At 50.2% G+C, this 13,901-nt stretch carries 16 protein-coding genes; 5 read left to right on the top strand and 11 right to left on the bottom strand.

The annotated features are described in order from the left end of the window. Window positions 1-390 precede the first annotated feature (390 nt). Window positions 391-1,584, bottom strand: coding sequence for a class I SAM-dependent methyltransferase (locus ACFSX3_RS32435; RefSeq protein ID WP_209991864.1), 1,194 nt, complete (start codon window positions 1,582-1,584; stop codon window positions 391-393). A gap of 47 nt (window positions 1,585-1,631) precedes the next feature. Beyond that, window positions 1,632-2,294: a DUF6483 family protein gene (locus ACFSX3_RS32440; RefSeq protein ID WP_209991863.1), complete on the bottom strand. Its 663-nt coding sequence runs from the start codon at window positions 2,292-2,294 to the stop codon at window positions 1,632-1,634. A 206-nt stretch (window positions 2,295-2,500) separates the two neighbouring features. Here ACFSX3_RS32440 and ACFSX3_RS32445 point away from each other — a divergent pair, with 206 nt between their 5' ends. Both ACFSX3_RS32445 and ACFSX3_RS32450 read left to right on the top strand, forming a co-directional pair. Continuing rightward, window positions 2,501-3,067, top strand: coding sequence for a winged helix-turn-helix domain-containing protein (locus tag ACFSX3_RS32445; protein ID WP_173139699.1), 567 nt, complete (start codon window positions 2,501-2,503; stop codon window positions 3,065-3,067). After that, window positions 3,068-4,375 carry an MFS transporter gene (locus ACFSX3_RS32450; protein ID WP_209991862.1) on the top strand — a complete coding sequence of 436 codons (1,308 nt, stop codon included), beginning with the start codon at window positions 3,068-3,070 and terminating at the stop codon, window positions 4,373-4,375. An 83-nt stretch (window positions 4,376-4,458) separates the two neighbouring features. Here ACFSX3_RS32450 and ACFSX3_RS32455 read toward each other — a convergent pair whose 3' ends face one another. Both ACFSX3_RS32455 and yyaC read right to left on the bottom strand, forming a co-directional pair. Continuing rightward, window positions 4,459-5,244, bottom strand: a complete 786-nt coding sequence (locus tag ACFSX3_RS32455) for an alpha/beta fold hydrolase (protein ID WP_209991861.1) — start codon at window positions 5,242-5,244, stop codon at window positions 4,459-4,461. Window positions 5,245-5,312: 68 nt separating this feature from the next. After that, on the bottom strand, window positions 5,313-5,840 hold the full coding sequence (yyaC, locus tag ACFSX3_RS32460; RefSeq protein WP_379254988.1) for a spore protease YyaC: 528 nt from the start codon (window positions 5,838-5,840) through the stop codon (window positions 5,313-5,315). Between the two features lie 140 nt (window positions 5,841-5,980). On the opposite strand from yyaC, the gene ACFSX3_RS32465 reads away from it, so the two are divergent. Further along, complete coding sequence (locus ACFSX3_RS32465; protein ID WP_209991860.1) at window positions 5,981-6,205, top strand: DUF1128 family protein; 225 nt, start codon at window positions 5,981-5,983, stop codon at window positions 6,203-6,205. A 117-nt stretch (window positions 6,206-6,322) separates the two neighbouring features. Here the strand turns inward: ACFSX3_RS32465 and ACFSX3_RS32470 are convergent, their stop codons facing one another. Beyond that, window positions 6,323-7,042: a pirin family protein gene (locus ACFSX3_RS32470; RefSeq protein WP_209991859.1), complete on the bottom strand. Its 720-nt coding sequence runs from the start codon at window positions 7,040-7,042 to the stop codon at window positions 6,323-6,325. A 323-nt stretch (window positions 7,043-7,365) separates the two neighbouring features. On the opposite strand from ACFSX3_RS32470, the gene ACFSX3_RS32475 reads away from it, so the two are divergent. Both ACFSX3_RS32475 and ACFSX3_RS32480 read left to right on the top strand, forming a co-directional pair. After that, on the top strand, window positions 7,366-7,890 hold the full coding sequence (locus ACFSX3_RS32475) for a YtxH domain-containing protein (RefSeq protein ID WP_209991858.1): 525 nt from the start codon (window positions 7,366-7,368) through the stop codon (window positions 7,888-7,890). Window positions 7,891-8,019: 129 nt separating this feature from the next. Continuing rightward, window positions 8,020-8,349 (top strand): DUF5665 domain-containing protein, encoded by a 330-nt coding sequence (locus tag ACFSX3_RS32480; RefSeq protein WP_209991857.1) that lies wholly within the window; start codon window positions 8,020-8,022, stop codon window positions 8,347-8,349. 104 nt (window positions 8,350-8,453) lie between these two features. On the opposite strand, the gene ACFSX3_RS32485 is transcribed toward ACFSX3_RS32480, so the two are convergent. From ACFSX3_RS32485 to ACFSX3_RS32510, 6 genes are all read right to left on the bottom strand, one after another. Next, on the bottom strand, window positions 8,454-9,419 hold the full coding sequence (locus tag ACFSX3_RS32485; RefSeq protein ID WP_209991856.1) for a WG repeat-containing protein: 966 nt from the start codon (window positions 9,417-9,419) through the stop codon (window positions 8,454-8,456). A gap of 211 nt (window positions 9,420-9,630) precedes the next feature. Continuing rightward, the gene (locus ACFSX3_RS32490) at window positions 9,631-10,401 is read right to left on the bottom strand and encodes a sigma-70 family RNA polymerase sigma factor (RefSeq protein WP_209991855.1); all 771 of its coding nucleotides are present in this window, start codon (window positions 10,399-10,401) and stop codon (window positions 9,631-9,633) included. Beyond that, complete coding sequence (rsbW, locus tag ACFSX3_RS32495) at window positions 10,398-10,850, bottom strand: anti-sigma B factor RsbW (protein ID WP_173139715.1); 453 nt, start codon at window positions 10,848-10,850, stop codon at window positions 10,398-10,400. Before rsbW ends, ACFSX3_RS32490 begins: the two co-directional genes overlap by 4 nt. Before the next feature lie 18 nt (window positions 10,851-10,868). Continuing rightward, entirely contained in the window at window positions 10,869-11,207 is a 339-nt protein-coding gene (locus ACFSX3_RS32500; protein WP_036694974.1) for an STAS domain-containing protein, read from the bottom strand. Window positions 11,208-11,303: 96 nt separating this feature from the next. After that, window positions 11,304-12,974, bottom strand: coding sequence for a response regulator (locus ACFSX3_RS32505; protein WP_209991854.1), 1,671 nt, complete (start codon window positions 12,972-12,974; stop codon window positions 11,304-11,306). A 17-nt stretch (window positions 12,975-12,991) separates the two neighbouring features. Continuing rightward, window positions 12,992-13,861: a CheR family methyltransferase gene (locus tag ACFSX3_RS32510; RefSeq protein ID WP_209991853.1), complete on the bottom strand. Its 870-nt coding sequence runs from the start codon at window positions 13,859-13,861 to the stop codon at window positions 12,992-12,994. Window positions 13,862-13,901 lie beyond the last annotated feature (40 nt).

The raw sequence follows: 13,901 nt of genomic DNA on the forward strand, positions 1-13,901 counted from the left end.
AATAAACGCATAGGGGGAGATAAACGCATAAGGGAGAGATAACGCTTAAGAGAAGGACTGGTAGTCAGGCAGGATAAGTCGACGTGACTTTTCAAAATGTTGCAAGCATTGCAGCTTTGATTCAGATATATCCGGGTGTCCAGATGGATTGTTGCACAAAATACAAGAATAGTTCCATAAACCGGCTTAGGGGAGAGGAAATGCTGCATTTTGTGCAACAATCCCGATCAGGGGGCCAGCGTAATGACGAAACTGCTGCATTTGAGGCAGGATTTCAAATAGAATTTTAAATAGGATTTTAATTTGAGCATCCAATTGAGCATTCACACAAAAAAACAGCCGCCCCCATAGGAAGCAGCCGTTCTGTCACACACTGAACTATTAAGCTGGTTAATTAAGCTCCGTATTCCCCCCGGGCAGCAGATCAGAGCAGACGCGCTCCAGATAAGGCTTGGCACCGAGAAAATCGCGGAACGCGGTATACTCGCGCCATTTGGCGGCCTGATCGCCGCTGTCGCTGCGGACGGCGCGGATCAGGATGTTCTTCGGAGTGTGCTCCATGTCGATGAATTCCAGCAGCTGGCTGCGGTAGCCCATCAGGTCCAGCAGCTTGGCCCGGATTGCATCGGTGGCGAGCGCCGAGAACCGCTCCTTCAGGATACCGTGTGACAGCAGCGGATTCAGCACCTCACTCTCGACCTGCGCGAACAGCTCATGCTGGCAGCAGGGCACCGAGAGGATGACCGATGCACCCCAGCGTACTGCTTTCTCCAGAGCGGCATCTGTCGCTGTATCACAGGCATGCAGAGTTACGACCATGTCGACCTGATCGAGTTCATTGTAGTCGGCGATGTCACCGACCAAGAACCGCAGACGGTCATAGCCCAGCTTGGCAGCGAGCGCACCGCAATGCTCAATGACGTCCGCCTTCAGGTCAAGACCGACAATATTCAGCTCCCGCTGCTCACGGACGGCCAGATAATGATACAGGGCAAAGGTCAAATAGGATTTGCCGCAGCCAAAATCAACAATCGTCAGCGGACGCCCTGCCGGCAGGTCGCCAAGCACATCCTGGACCATCTCCAGGAACCGGTTGATCTGGCGGAACTTGTCATACTTTTTGGCCAGCACCTTGCCCTCGCTGTTCATAATGCCAAGCTCCACCAGAAACGGCACCGGCTCGCCCTCGTCCAGCACATATTGCTTCCGGCGGTTATGGGCCAGATCCGGGGCTTCCTGTTTGCTGGCCGATTTGGTCAGAATGGACACCTTATATTTTTTGCTGATCAGCACCTGGTAGTCGGCACTGGCGGTACACAGCAGGCCTTGGCGGAAGGTCTCCCGCAGCAAAGACAGCATTTCTTCTGCGGCATTCTCTGCGGGAATGTTGCGGTGTTCCACCTTGGGGCCGATATAGTAGGCAAACTGATAATGCAGCTTCCCTTTTAACTCAACAGGTTTGATCTGTACTTTACTGTAGGCGGTCTCGCCTTTGCTGCGCAGCTGGCTTAAAGTAGCTGTAATCAGCGTACGGCCGGTAATCACTTGCTCGATCAATTCTTTCAAAGCTTCCACTGGGTACATCCCACTTTCGGGTTTATAAAATAGAGCACGGTGTCTCCTGAATATCGTTATATTATAGCACTAACCGTCAGCTTGCTCCATTCCTCCGCGCCCTGCTGCACTTCCTCCAGAGGAAGACCGCCCTCGGCTAACCGCTCCGGACTCAACAGCAGCAGCCGTCCGTACAGCTCCCTGCCCTCCTCTGCAACATTCTCCCCATGCTCCCAGAGCCGGTACAGACTGTTCTCTGCTTTGGCATACCGTCCCATGGATTCCTGGTAGGCCATCAGCAGCCGCTCTGTTTTGGCCGGCAGGCGGTAGGGCTCCACTTCCTCCAGCAGCTCATTGATCTCTTCCGTCATATTCAGCAGTTCCCGGTCGGCGCCATGCAGATCCGCATACAAAAACAGGTGGAGCGAGCGCATCGCCCTGAACAAGGCCTGATCCTGCTCCCCTTTGGCCGTGTAGATTCCGCCTTCCTCCTTCAGCAGCCGGGCTACCCCTTGCAGCTTATCCGCTTCCAGCACCCCGCCGAGACGAAACATATCAATAATATCCTCTACGGACAACGAATTGAGCAGACGCGAATTCAGGCGAAAATGCCGCATCAGCAGCTCATCCACTTCCCACAGGGCTTCTGTAGTTTTTTTATCCTGCTTCAAGGTCAGCACCTTGGCTACCATTGCCGTCATATCCTCAATCATGCGCACGATATAATCTCTCCGGAACATGTTTGCTCACCCTTTCGCCTTTGAAATCATCTTAAACCATTCCACCTGCCTGCGCCACCTGTGCACAACCCGTTCCTCAACAGACACCCCTGTTCACTGCTGCTGATTGTTCTTGACATAAAATAGCAGCCTCAAATACAATACACATATCTGATCTGGAATACAGATCGTACTGTAAGACAGATCGAACTATAGGAGGAAACGTGATGCCACAACCTGCTGACCCCGGGCAAAGCCCTCCGGAAGCTGCTGCTTCAAGCAAGTCTCAACTGGAAGAAAACGTCCAGCCTTTGAAGGTAACCCCGGAACAGGATAAACTGCTGGAAAGTGCCTTGCGGATTAAGATCATGCATACGCTGTCGGGGGAACCCCTCACATCCAAACAGGTTGCCGGGAAGCTGAACAAGACACCGGGGAACATCCACTACCACATCATCAAGCTCTATGAAGGCGGGCTTCTGGAGCTTGTCCGCACCGAAACGGCGGGGGGCATCATTCAGAAATTCTACCGCTCTAAGGGAACTATGTTCCGCTCGGAGCAGCTTACCGGCTTTCACTTCAGCCAAGAAGACCAGGTGGAGCATTTCATCACCAGACTCACCCTTTCCCCCCGGGAGCTTGCGAAATTCCATCAGGAGATGATGGAGCTGATCACCGCCTGGGAATCTAAAGTTACTGCCGGCGACGAATATGGCGTGGAAATCGTGATGGGCCGTCTGCAGTCTGCAGAGCCTGCTACTGAGCCGGATACAGATTCGGAGGTACAGAAGTAGATGAATACCGCCGCCCCTTCCGGGCAGGAAAAGCACAATCCGCTGCAGGGTTTCGCTGCTCCTTTTGTCCGCTCGCGCGCCTTCCCTTATCTGTGGCTGGGACATTTAATTTCATTCCTCGGCAGCTCAGTGACGATGGTCATTCTGCCCGTTCTCGTCTATTCCCTGACCGGATCAACTACCACGATGGGTCTGGTCATGGCCGCTTACATGCTGCCGAATGTGATCATGCTTCCGGTATCCGGACATATCGTGGACCGTTACGACCGTGTGCGGATTATGATGCTGGCGGATATTGCCCGTTTTGCCGTAATGATGATAACAGCAGTCTTAGCCCTGACCGGAATACTCAGCATTCCGCTGCTCTGTATCCTGGTAGCCTTCTATGGTCTGCTCGATGGTCTATTCCAGCCTGCCTATGCTGCAGTCCGGGCCACAGTATTCACTCCCGACATCCGCGTGGCTGCGAATTCGCTGACCCAAATCACTACCCAGTCCGTACGCCTGATCGGCCCCGCCCTGGGCGGTCTGCTGATCACTCACCTGTCCGCAGGTGTCGGGTTTGGCCTGGATGCCTTCACCTATCTTATCTCCCTCATCTGCCTGGTCTATCTGCGCAGAGTGCTGATCGCCCAATTACAGACCAGACCCGCCGCAGATGCCGCGGCCTCAGTTCTACCGGATACTGAAGCCCAGGATACTCCTAACTGGAAAGAGGATTTCATCGAGGGGATCTCCGTTCTGCGCAGCCACCCCTGGCTGTGGATTACGATTCTGGCCTTCTGCTTCATCAACATCTGCTACGCGGGAATCAGCACCGTCCTGCTTCCCTGGCTCTTCAAGGTCCATCACGGCTGGCCTCCTTATGTCTACGGGCTTGCCGTTACTTTCTCCGGGGTAGGCGCAATTATCGCAGGCCTGCTGTTCGGACTGCGGCCCAAATGGAAGAACCGCGGCATTATGGCTTACAGCGGTGCTATGCTGGGTGGTCTGGCCCTGCTGCTCATGCCGTTCGCGGGTACTCCTGCTGCAGCCATCGGTTTCTTTGCCCTTGAAGGCTTCGGGCTGATGATCTTCGGGCTGATCTGGGAGATCAGCCTGCAGGAGCTTGTTCCGAAGGAAGCCTTTGGACGGGTAGCCAGTCTGGATATGTTCGGGTCCTTCGCTCTGCTGCCGGTCGGTTACATCTTTGTCGGCTGGCTGGCCGACCTGATTGGCGGGGTTCCGACAATCCTTATTTTCTCCACTCTGGGACTGACCTGTGTCGCTCTCGTGCTCTGTGTTCCGGCTATCCGTAAATTTCAATAAAACCGCCATGCGGCCGTGCGGTCAACACAAAGAGACAGCACCCACCCGATGGCGGAAGTGCTGCCTCTTTCTGCTTATATGAATTACTTCTGCACAGGGGCGTGCACGAAATCCTTAATAATCTGTACCAGTTGCTCCGGTGCTTCAAACATGCCCATATGGCCTACACCGGGCAGCGTCACCTTGGTGATATTCTGGTTATCCGAGGTGAAGGTCCGCTCTGGCGTTACCTTGGAATCCTCTGCTCCGGCTACCAGCAGCACAGGCAGCGCTGTTGCCGAGATCACATCGCGGCGGTCCGGGCGCTCGCGCATAGCCAAGGACGCGCCAATAGCGCCTTGCGGCGGAGTCTTATAGCCGATCTCCTTGGCACGATCCAGCAGCCGGGGTTCCGCTTCAGGAGCAAACAGTCCAGGCACCAGCTGATCTACAAAAGCAAAGATGCCTTCGCTCTGGATCATCGTGACGCTCTTCAGCCGGTTCTCCTTGGCTTCTTCACTGTCCGGATAGCCGGAGGAATGAATCAGCCCGAAGCCCTTCAATCTGGAAGCATGATGCTGGGCAAACGACAGGGTAATATAGCCTCCGAGCGAATGTCCGAGCAGATAGCATTCAGGAATCTCCAAGGCATCCAGCAGCGACAGCACATCATCGGCCATCTGCTCGATGGTATAGGCTCCAAGCGGAGCATCTGAAGCCCCGTGCCCGCGCAGATCAGGGGCAATGACCCGGTAATTGGCGGTTAAGCCTGGAATAACCTTCTCCCAGTATTCAGCACTCCCGCAGAATCCATGCAGCAGCACTATTACTTCACCCTTGCCTTGATCACTGTAGCAAATGTTGCTTCCTTCGCATCGAACATTTTCCATGGCTGCTTCCCCTCTTTCTTATGTAGTCGTCTATATTAATAAGCTAGAACAGAACATTTGAAACGCTCTCAATCCGTAAGTCCGAAACCATGGGCTGCAGCCAGTGCAATCTGGTCAGCCATAAGGATCACCCGGTAGAGCGGTGTGGTCTGCAGGGTCCGGTAGGGGCGGGGGCTGTTCACATCAACGATGGCTGCCAGGCTGTAATTCCCTACTGCCGGCAACCGCAGCCCGACAGATTCTGCCGGACGCAGCGGCTGTGCTGCCGCAAAATAACAGCCCAGCGCCGCAGGCGGTCCCAGACAGGCATCGATAGCGATAATAATCTGCCCTTCCGGAATCTCTGTTATCCGCTGAACCAGATTATCCGCGTCACAGGGCGATGGCAGCGTTCCCGTTACATTCGGAAATCCGTACTCCAGCAGACGGCTTCCCGTCAGGGGGCCGAGTGCATCCCCTGTAGAGCGGTCCGTTCCGATACAGAGAAAGGTCAACTTCTCCGCCGAATACACTTCTGCGATCTCCCGGAAGAAGGCTGCCAGCCCCCCGGCATCCATCTTACGTCTTTTTCTGCTCTCCTCTTCTCTGATGGCCAAGACCTTCCCCCCTCGTTAACCTACCTGGAATGTTTCCCTATAATTTAACATGTTTGCGTGATCTGGACAAAAAAATGGTCATTTGCGGGTCAACCATGTTAAAATACTGGAACTATGACTAAGGGAGGACGGTATACCCAATGGACTTATCGAAACCAAGCCAGGAAAACGTTGAATATATGATTGAGGGCATCAAAAACAAGCTGAAAATGGCCAGTGCCGCTGCAATGCAGGCGTCAGCCTTTTCGGTGGAGCAATACGAGGATATTCAGGATGTGTATGAGGTTGCCATGGGCAGCGACAGGCTCAGTATCTCACAGGTGGAGGCACTGGTCTCCGAGCTAGGACGCCTGCGCCAGAAATAGCACCAGCAGTTCGTATACACTATAAAGCCCTTCAGCTTCATTGTCCGTAAGACGGGACGTTGAAGCTGAAGGGCTTTTGTATGCTGCAATAATAATCTTACTGTCATGCTCCGGCTGTTACGGGAGATCAATCAGGATGAATTCGGCATCGCCTTCGCTGCTTATGCCTTTAAGGGTCAGGTCACAGCTCTTGCGGATACGCGCCGCATCCCCCTGCTGGAGCTGGAATACACCGTCCGCGCATGATATCTCCAGATTCCCGGAAATGACATACAGATGGGTGCGCCGCTCCTCCTGCTGGGGATAGCGCAGCTCACGGTTCGTCTCCAGAACGGACAAGTAGATGTTAACATCATTGTCCAGCTGCAGCGAGCCCTGAGTCCCTTCCCCTGAAGCCACATGCAGCAGGTGGTTGAGCTTAAGCTCGGCCGGAAAGAACCGGGCATCCCATTTCGGAGTCTTACCGGGCCGGTCGGGCAAAAGCCAGATCTGCAGGAACCGGACATCCACATGGTCTGACGGATTCGTCTCCGAATGGTTAATGCCTGTTCCTGCGCTCATCAGCTGCACACTGCCTGCCTGCAGATCTGCATGATTCCCCAGATCATCCTGATGCTTCAGCACACCGGATACCACATAAGTGATAATCTCCAGATCATGATGCGGGTGCTCATGCATACCTTGCTCCGGCTTCAATTCATTGTCGTTATGCGCCAGCAGTGCGCCGAAATGGGCGTTGCTGGGATCATCATAATCGGCAAACGAAAAGCTGAATTCACTGTGTATCCATTCTCTATTCGATGTATGTCGCTCGGCTGCTGTAACTACTTTTATCATAATGTTGCACCTCCATAGATGTTGGAATCTTATCAATATCCTAAACAGGGGAATGAATGCTCTTCAATATGGGATGTATAGATGCGCTATGATTAACTATTTCTTACCCCCTTCCCTTCGAGATCAATCAAACTTGTAAAGCCGCATATTCATCGAAATAGGTATGAAAAAACACCTTTTCGGCTGGTATGCTCCCTTATGCTCCGGCAATCTTTGCCAAGCTATTCCGCTGTTTCAGCACTTAGCCCAAAGTGTATATACGAAGTAAGAACATTCAGGCTCACCTGAATTTGAATGACAATTCTGATAAGGAGTGATTGATAATGAATAAAGCAGAGAAGGAATTTCCGGTAGAAAGCGGCAGCACATTCTTTAAAGGGATCTTCATCGGCGGTCTGCTCGGAGCAGCAGCGGCACTGTTATTCGCACCGAAGCCTGGACGCGAGATGCGCAGTGACCTGTCCGATAAGCTGACCGTAGCTACGGACAAGACGAAAGAGGTTGCCGGAGCCGTAACTGACAAGACCAAGACGATTGCTACGACCGTAGGTGAAAAAGCTACAGACCTGGCAGGCACCGTATCGGCCAAAGCCTCCGATATCTTCACCACAGTCAGTGACAGCAAGCAACAAATTGCAGCTACTCTGGCGGAAACCGGCAAAAAGATTGGCGAAACGGTAAGCGATGCCTCCAAGGACATCACGGGCAGCGTTAAGGATGCCTCCCAGGACATAGCGGTTGAAGCCAAGGATACCTCCAAAGATGTTGCCGACAAGGCGAAGGACGCTTCCAAGGAAATCGCAGGCGCAGCTAAGGATGCTAAGGACGAAGTTAAATCCTCTTATTAATCCCGGATTTTCAGGCTGATTATACATTGAAGGGAGCGGCCAGATCTTCCGTAGCTGGCCGCTCCCTATTTATGCATGTCTTATATTTCAATAAAGCCTGATTCAGGCTACAGAAAGCAGGTACGCCTTATGGGAGAAGCGGACAACAGAACCAAAGCTTATGACGTAGATGAGCATCCCTTCGAGCTGCGGCATGAGGTCAAGCGCTTGAATGCGAGGCTCGACAAGATCGCCGACTCACTGGAGAAATCCGAGTTCAAGGATATCCTGGAGAACTATACAGACCCCAAGAAGCGGATTATTACCAATCTGATGGCCGGGATCTCCAGAGGTCTGGGCCTCTCACTCGGTACCTTTGTCATTCTCGGTTTACTTGGCTATATTCTCAGTTTGTTTCTCAATGTACCGGTTATCGGGGAATATCTTGGAGAAATCAAAAAGTATATAGATGCTAACTAGCTGATCACATTTCCCGCGCATCCCTCCTGCAGCCTACTCTATCGCGAATAGACTGCAGGAGGGATGTTGCTCATGGCCGAATAACCAGATTAAAATTAATATATTTATTTTCTTACCTCTGCTTGAACAGCACTCAATCCTTCGTTAAAGGATTCCGCTTGAATCAGCGAATACTTCGTATCAATAAACTCCCCACTAGTTTTTATTACTACTTGATATTGATTTTCAATAACAAAGGCTCTATCTTCGATAAAATGCGAAACATTTTTAAATTTAGGTTCAATTGTGAATTCTCCACTTCGATTAATATATCCCCATTTTTTACTCAGTTTCGCAGCAGATAGATCCCCTGAAATAAACTTGCCTACATCAACAAAAACAGGATCTATTACAATACTCCCCGTTTTATTGATAAAACCATATTTACTACCAACTAATACTGGAGCTAACCCGCCATAAAATCCATTTGTGTATTTATATTGAAGTGGAATTCTCAAATTTCCTTGCATATCAATATATCCATGCTTATTTTTTACATTTACTGCGGCTAGGCCCTCCGAAAAAAATATATGAGAATCATATTTCGGCTCGATTACAAAATCTCCATCGATGTTAATACACCCATATTTCCCTTCTGCATTACTGACTGTTGCAATTCCATTTTCAAAATGTATCGCAGTATCGTAAATGGGATCAATGATCAAATTTCCCTCAATATCAATAATGCCTATTTTCCCGTTTGGTGCTGTTACGCTAGCATATCCTTCCGAAAAATTGTAAGCGTAATCATATATTATCGGTATAACTACGTTCCCTTCTAAATCCATGTATCCGAATTTACTTCCATTCGTAAATAAAGCTCTACCACAATAAAAATTACCTACAAAAGAGTAATTTGTTTGTAATACGGTATCTCCATTTACGGCAATAAATCTTGATTTCCCCTCAAAATCACATGAAGCAATGCCATTTCGAAACGAATTAGTAAAATCAAAAATAGGCTCAATGGCAAAGTTACCGTCTCGATCAATATAACCGTATTTGTGCACCATTATTTGTCCTCTCTTCATTTAATAATTTTCTCTTGAGAGAATATGATGAATTTCAGTTCAGACCCAATGATTAACTTTATATTTTTTCTCCAAATGTAAAAATACTCCACCGTCTCATCAAAAAATAAAACAATCCCGATACATTTAATCATCGGAATTGTTTTTGAAGTAATTTTATGCTCTATAAATAATCATAACACTGCCCTAATAATTATAATGGCATTGATATTTAATAGGATGAATTAGCCATGATCTGCTTCAGCTTCTCCGTAGCCCGCTTCTGGATACGGGACACACTCATCTGCGAGACGCCCAGCTTCTGGGCAATAGCCCGCTGGGATTGGCCATCCTGGAAGGCCAGCAGCAGTACTTGCTGCTCCTGCTCCTTCAGTTGTCCGAGCGCCTGCTGGAGATCCATACGCTTCTCCACGGTCTCGTAGTCATTTGCGTCAGAGCTGATCAATTCCCCGAGTGTGGCTCCACTCTCTTCCTGAGAGAGCGGTGAATCCAGGGAGACATAATGATAACATTCTCTGCCAGCCAGCACTTCCACAGTTTCCTCAACCGTCAGATCCAGGTAATGGGCAATCTCTTCAACCGCCGGAGAACGTTCGAGCCGCATGGTCAGTTCATCAATGGCCTGCTGCACAAGCGCGCCTTTTTCCTTAATCCGCCGCGGAACCTGTATGTACCAGGATTTATCACGCAGGAAGTTTTTCATGTGTCCAATCATACTCTTCATCGCATATGGCTCGAAGGGAATCCCCAAGCTGATGTCGTATTGCGCCAGCAGTCGGATCAGCGCCATTTGCCCCACCTGATACAGATCCTCGTAGAGATCCGGGCGGTTACGAGCGATTTTGCCGGCGGCCATCTTCACCATCGGTTCATATTTGCGGATGAGCACTGTTGCAATTTCATTGTCTTTCGTCTGCTGGTATTCCCAGATCAGGCTTACTGCTTCATTCATGGACTCTGGGGGAGTCACTTTGTCACTCATACTTTCTCCTCGCTGAAATTGAGCCGTTTAGTCAGGGTAACGACTGTTCCTTTCCCTGCTTCACTAACGACGCTAACGTCATCCATCAGCGCCTGCATTAGATAGAATCCGAGTCCGCCTACCTGAACATCATTCAGCTCCTTGTCATGAAGCGTCAGACGTTCCCCGGACGCATCCAAACCGTCAAAGCTCTCCCCCTCATCTTTGACAGTAATGGATAAGACACTTGATCCTACCTCAAAGATTACATCAACCACACCGTCTGCCTGCCCGTAAGCATACAGCACGGAGTTATTACAGGCTTCCGAGACTGCTACCTTCATATCTTCAATGTCCTCATAAGTGAAACCCATCTTGGAGGCAATGCCATATAAATTAAGTCTGACGATATCGACATATTCTGCACTGGCGGGTAACTGAAGAACTACTCTTTGTACGTCATCACTCATTCTTAGTTCGATCCTTTCCTAGTGGGAATTCTCTTGGGAGGCAAAAAATTTGGAAATGCCGGTCATGTCAAACAGCTTCTGTATTTGCGGAGGAACTTCAGCAACGGTAAACTTAACGTCCATTCCATGTCTTGCCTTGAGGATCGACAACAGGATTCCGATACCGGTGCTGTCAATATACTTCAGATCCTTCAGATTGATCACTAGATCAAGTCCAGTATCTCCCACTAGAGGTTCCATCACCAAACGAAAGTCTGGCGCCACAGACAGATCGAGTTCACCTACCAGATAGACAGTACATACCGAACCAACAGTTTCGGTTTTTGCATGAAACTTTTCGCTTTTATGTGTATTCATAGACAACTCTCCTGATTAAATGTTTTCTTTACCAATAACCCTAATAGCACATGGTTGAAACAAAAAAGTAACAATACGGCACTGGCAATTCATGGACTAAGCATTGAAAATTGAGGTGTTCCGCTGGGTTGCGGGATTATCCCTGCCGGAATATCTGGAGAGCATTTGTTTGATGCTGCTTAGCTTAAGCGGCTTGCTGATGTAACCGTCCATCCCGGCAGCGGTGCACCGGTCCTGAATTCCCTCCATCACATTCGCTGTCATCGCAATGATCACCGTCTTGTCCGGAGAACCGCTGCCCTCCTCACGAATCAGGGAGGTTGCTTCAAGTCCATCCATCACCGGCATCTGCAGGTCCATGAAGATAAAATCATACACGGATTCCCGGGTCAGCTCTACAGCCTGGTTCCCGTCCTCGGCAACATCGGCACGATATCCTAGCTTATCCAGCATGCTAACCATAAGCCGCTGATTAATCGGATGGTCATCCACGACCAGCACTTTGCTCCGGCTTGCGTCTTCTCCCCCGTTCGCTGCACCTTCCTCTTCCCGGCTGACGCCTTCCAGCTCATGCTCCGGCACCCCAACCTGGATACTGAATACAAAGGTAGCCCCCTTCTCTTCCATCGACTCTACGCGGATATCTCCGCCCATCATACCCACCAGGGATTTGCAGATGGCGAGGCCCAGGCCCGTGCCTCCGTATTTGCGGGTCATGGATGAATCAAGCTGGGAGAAGGGCTGGAACAGCCGGTCACATTTCTCCGGAGAAATGCCGATGCCTGTATCTTTAACTGTAAATTCAATGACCAGTTTATTATCCGCTGCTGGCAGACTGGAAGCAACTAAATAAACGCCGCCCTGGTTGGTAAATTTCACCGCATTGGCTACGAGGTTGATCAGCACCTGGCGCAGCCGGGCCATATCTCCATAGATCAGCCGCGGCAGCTTCTGGTCGATGAAATAGGCCAGCTCCAGATTTTTTTTGCCGGCTTCTGCCGAGAACAAGCTAAATACCTCCTGAATGGTGGTATTCAGCTCGAATAATTGCTCTTCCATTTCCATCTTGCCCGACTCCATCTTGGTGAAGTCAAGGATATCGTTAATCACCGTAATTAGTGTGTCCGCACTTTTGCGGATAATCTCTGTGTATTCCTTCTGCTCAGGAGCAAGCTGGGTCTCCATCAAAAGATCAATCATGCCCACTACGCCATTCATCGGTGTGCGGATCTCGTGACTCATCATCGCAAGAAATTCGGTCTTGGCCTTCGCGGCGATCTCCGCCTCTTCCTTGGCTTTGATCAATTCACCGTTCATGCGCTCAAGCTCCAGCGTCTTTTGCTGCAACTGCATCGCTTGAAGCTGCTGCTTCTTGCTGGTCAGATACATATTAACAAAGCCTTCAATCTTAGACTTTAGAATCTGCGGAATAAACGGTTTGACCATATAATCAATAGCGCCGGCCGAGTACCCTGCGAATAGATGCTCCGATTCCCTGCTGTTGGCAGAGATGAAGATGATCGGAATATCCTTGGTCTTCTCCCGGGCTTTGATTAATTTGGCGGTTTCGATCCCGTCCATACCCGGCATCTGAACGTCCAGAACAATCACGGCGAATTCATATTTCAATAAGCACCGCAGTGCTTCTTCTCCAGAATTGGCTTTGACAAGCTTGTAATGCTGACTCTCAAGGACGGCTTCGAGTGCCAGCAAATTCTCGGGACGGTCGTCAACCAGCAGTATATGAATCGGTTCCTGAACCCCCATAGGTCCCTCCTAACCCGCTATTTATTTTTGCGGTATATTTTCTCTACCCGGTCCAGAGGCTCATAGCTATCACTGTATCGCGTGAAATGAATGGATTCCTTAGAACCGAGGACCAGTACTCCGAACCGGCTGAGGCTCTCATGGAACAAGCCATGCACATGATCGCGGAGCTCATCGTTAAAGTAGATCATTACGTTGCGGCACAGGATCACATTGAATTCATTAAAGGAAGTGTCTGTCGCCAGATTATGCTCTGCAAAAATGATATTCTTGCGTAAATACGGCTGGAAAATTACTGAATTATATTTCGCTGTATAATATTCCGAGAAAGCCCCCGTGCCTCCGGCCTCAAGGTAGTTCTTGGTGTATTGCTTCATTTTGCCAATTTCGTACACGCCTTCTTTGGCCTGCTGCAAGGAACGGGCGTTCATGTCCGTTGCATAAATCCTTGCCTTATCATACAAGCCTTCCTCATGCAGCATAATCGCCATCGAGTAGACCTCTTCGCCTGTCGAGCAGCCGGCATGCCAGATCCGGATATAAGGATAGGTCCGCAGGAGCGGAATGACCTTCTGGCGGAACGTCAGGAAGAGTCCCGGGTCACGGAACATCTCTGTCACAGGGATCGAGAGGCTGTATACAAACCGTTCGAAGCAGGCACGGTCATGCAGCACCTTCTCCTGCAGAGCAGATATAGTGGGTAAGCTCTCCGCATGGACATGATGCCAGATACGCCGTTTCAAGGAAGGCAGCGCATAATTTCTGAAGTCATATCCATACAGCCGGTGTACTCCGCTCAGAAGCAGCTCAATCTCAATTTGTTCAAGCTCCTGCTTGCTTCCCGGCTGATTCCCCTGCTCCTCATATCCATGCTCCATCGCTGCCATTGTCATCAATACTCCCTTGCCTGTGCCTTATTTCCGTACG

The sequence above is a fragment of the Paenibacillus rhizoplanae genome (assembly GCF_042684125.1).
GTDB classification, from domain to species: Bacteria; Bacillota; Bacilli; order Paenibacillales; family Paenibacillaceae; genus Paenibacillus_AQ; species Paenibacillus_AQ rhizoplanae.

What these genes read in the sequence shown, in the direction of transcription:
- ACFSX3_RS32435 (WP_209991864.1), bottom strand. Translation starts at nt 1,584, where the DNA reads ATGTACCCAGTGGAAGCTTTGAAAGAATTGATCGAGCAAGTGATTACC.
- ACFSX3_RS32440 (WP_209991863.1), bottom strand. Translation starts at nt 2,294, where the DNA reads ATGTTCCGGAGAGATTATATCGTGCGCATGATTGAGGATATGACGGCA.
- ACFSX3_RS32445 (WP_173139699.1), top strand. Translation starts at nt 2,501, where the DNA reads ATGCCACAACCTGCTGACCCCGGGCAAAGCCCTCCGGAAGCTGCTGCT.
- ACFSX3_RS32450 (WP_209991862.1), top strand. Translation starts at nt 3,068, where the DNA reads ATGAATACCGCCGCCCCTTCCGGGCAGGAAAAGCACAATCCGCTGCAG.
- ACFSX3_RS32455 (WP_209991861.1), bottom strand. Translation starts at nt 5,244, where the DNA reads ATGGAAAATGTTCGATGCGAAGGAAGCAACATTTGCTACAGTGATCAA.
- ACFSX3_RS32465 (WP_209991860.1), top strand. Translation starts at nt 5,981, where the DNA reads ATGGACTTATCGAAACCAAGCCAGGAAAACGTTGAATATATGATTGAG.
- ACFSX3_RS32470 (WP_209991859.1), bottom strand. Translation starts at nt 7,042, where the DNA reads ATGATAAAAGTAGTTACAGCAGCCGAGCGACATACATCGAATAGAGAA.
- ACFSX3_RS32475 (WP_209991858.1), top strand. Translation starts at nt 7,366, where the DNA reads ATGAATAAAGCAGAGAAGGAATTTCCGGTAGAAAGCGGCAGCACATTC.
- ACFSX3_RS32480 (WP_209991857.1), top strand. Translation starts at nt 8,020, where the DNA reads ATGGGAGAAGCGGACAACAGAACCAAAGCTTATGACGTAGATGAGCAT.
- ACFSX3_RS32485 (WP_209991856.1), bottom strand. Translation starts at nt 9,419, where the DNA reads ATGAAGAGAGGACAAATAATGGTGCACAAATACGGTTATATTGATCGA.
- ACFSX3_RS32490 (WP_209991855.1), bottom strand. Translation starts at nt 10,401, where the DNA reads ATGAGTGACAAAGTGACTCCCCCAGAGTCCATGAATGAAGCAGTAAGC.
- rsbW (WP_173139715.1), bottom strand. Translation starts at nt 10,850, where the DNA reads ATGAGTGATGACGTACAAAGAGTAGTTCTTCAGTTACCCGCCAGTGCA.
- ACFSX3_RS32500 (WP_036694974.1), bottom strand. Translation starts at nt 11,207, where the DNA reads ATGAATACACATAAAAGCGAAAAGTTTCATGCAAAAACCGAAACTGTT.
- ACFSX3_RS32505 (WP_209991854.1), bottom strand. Translation starts at nt 12,974, where the DNA reads ATGGGGGTTCAGGAACCGATTCATATACTGCTGGTTGACGACCGTCCC.
- ACFSX3_RS32510 (WP_209991853.1), bottom strand. Translation starts at nt 13,861, where the DNA reads ATGGCAGCGATGGAGCATGGATATGAGGAGCAGGGGAATCAGCCGGGA.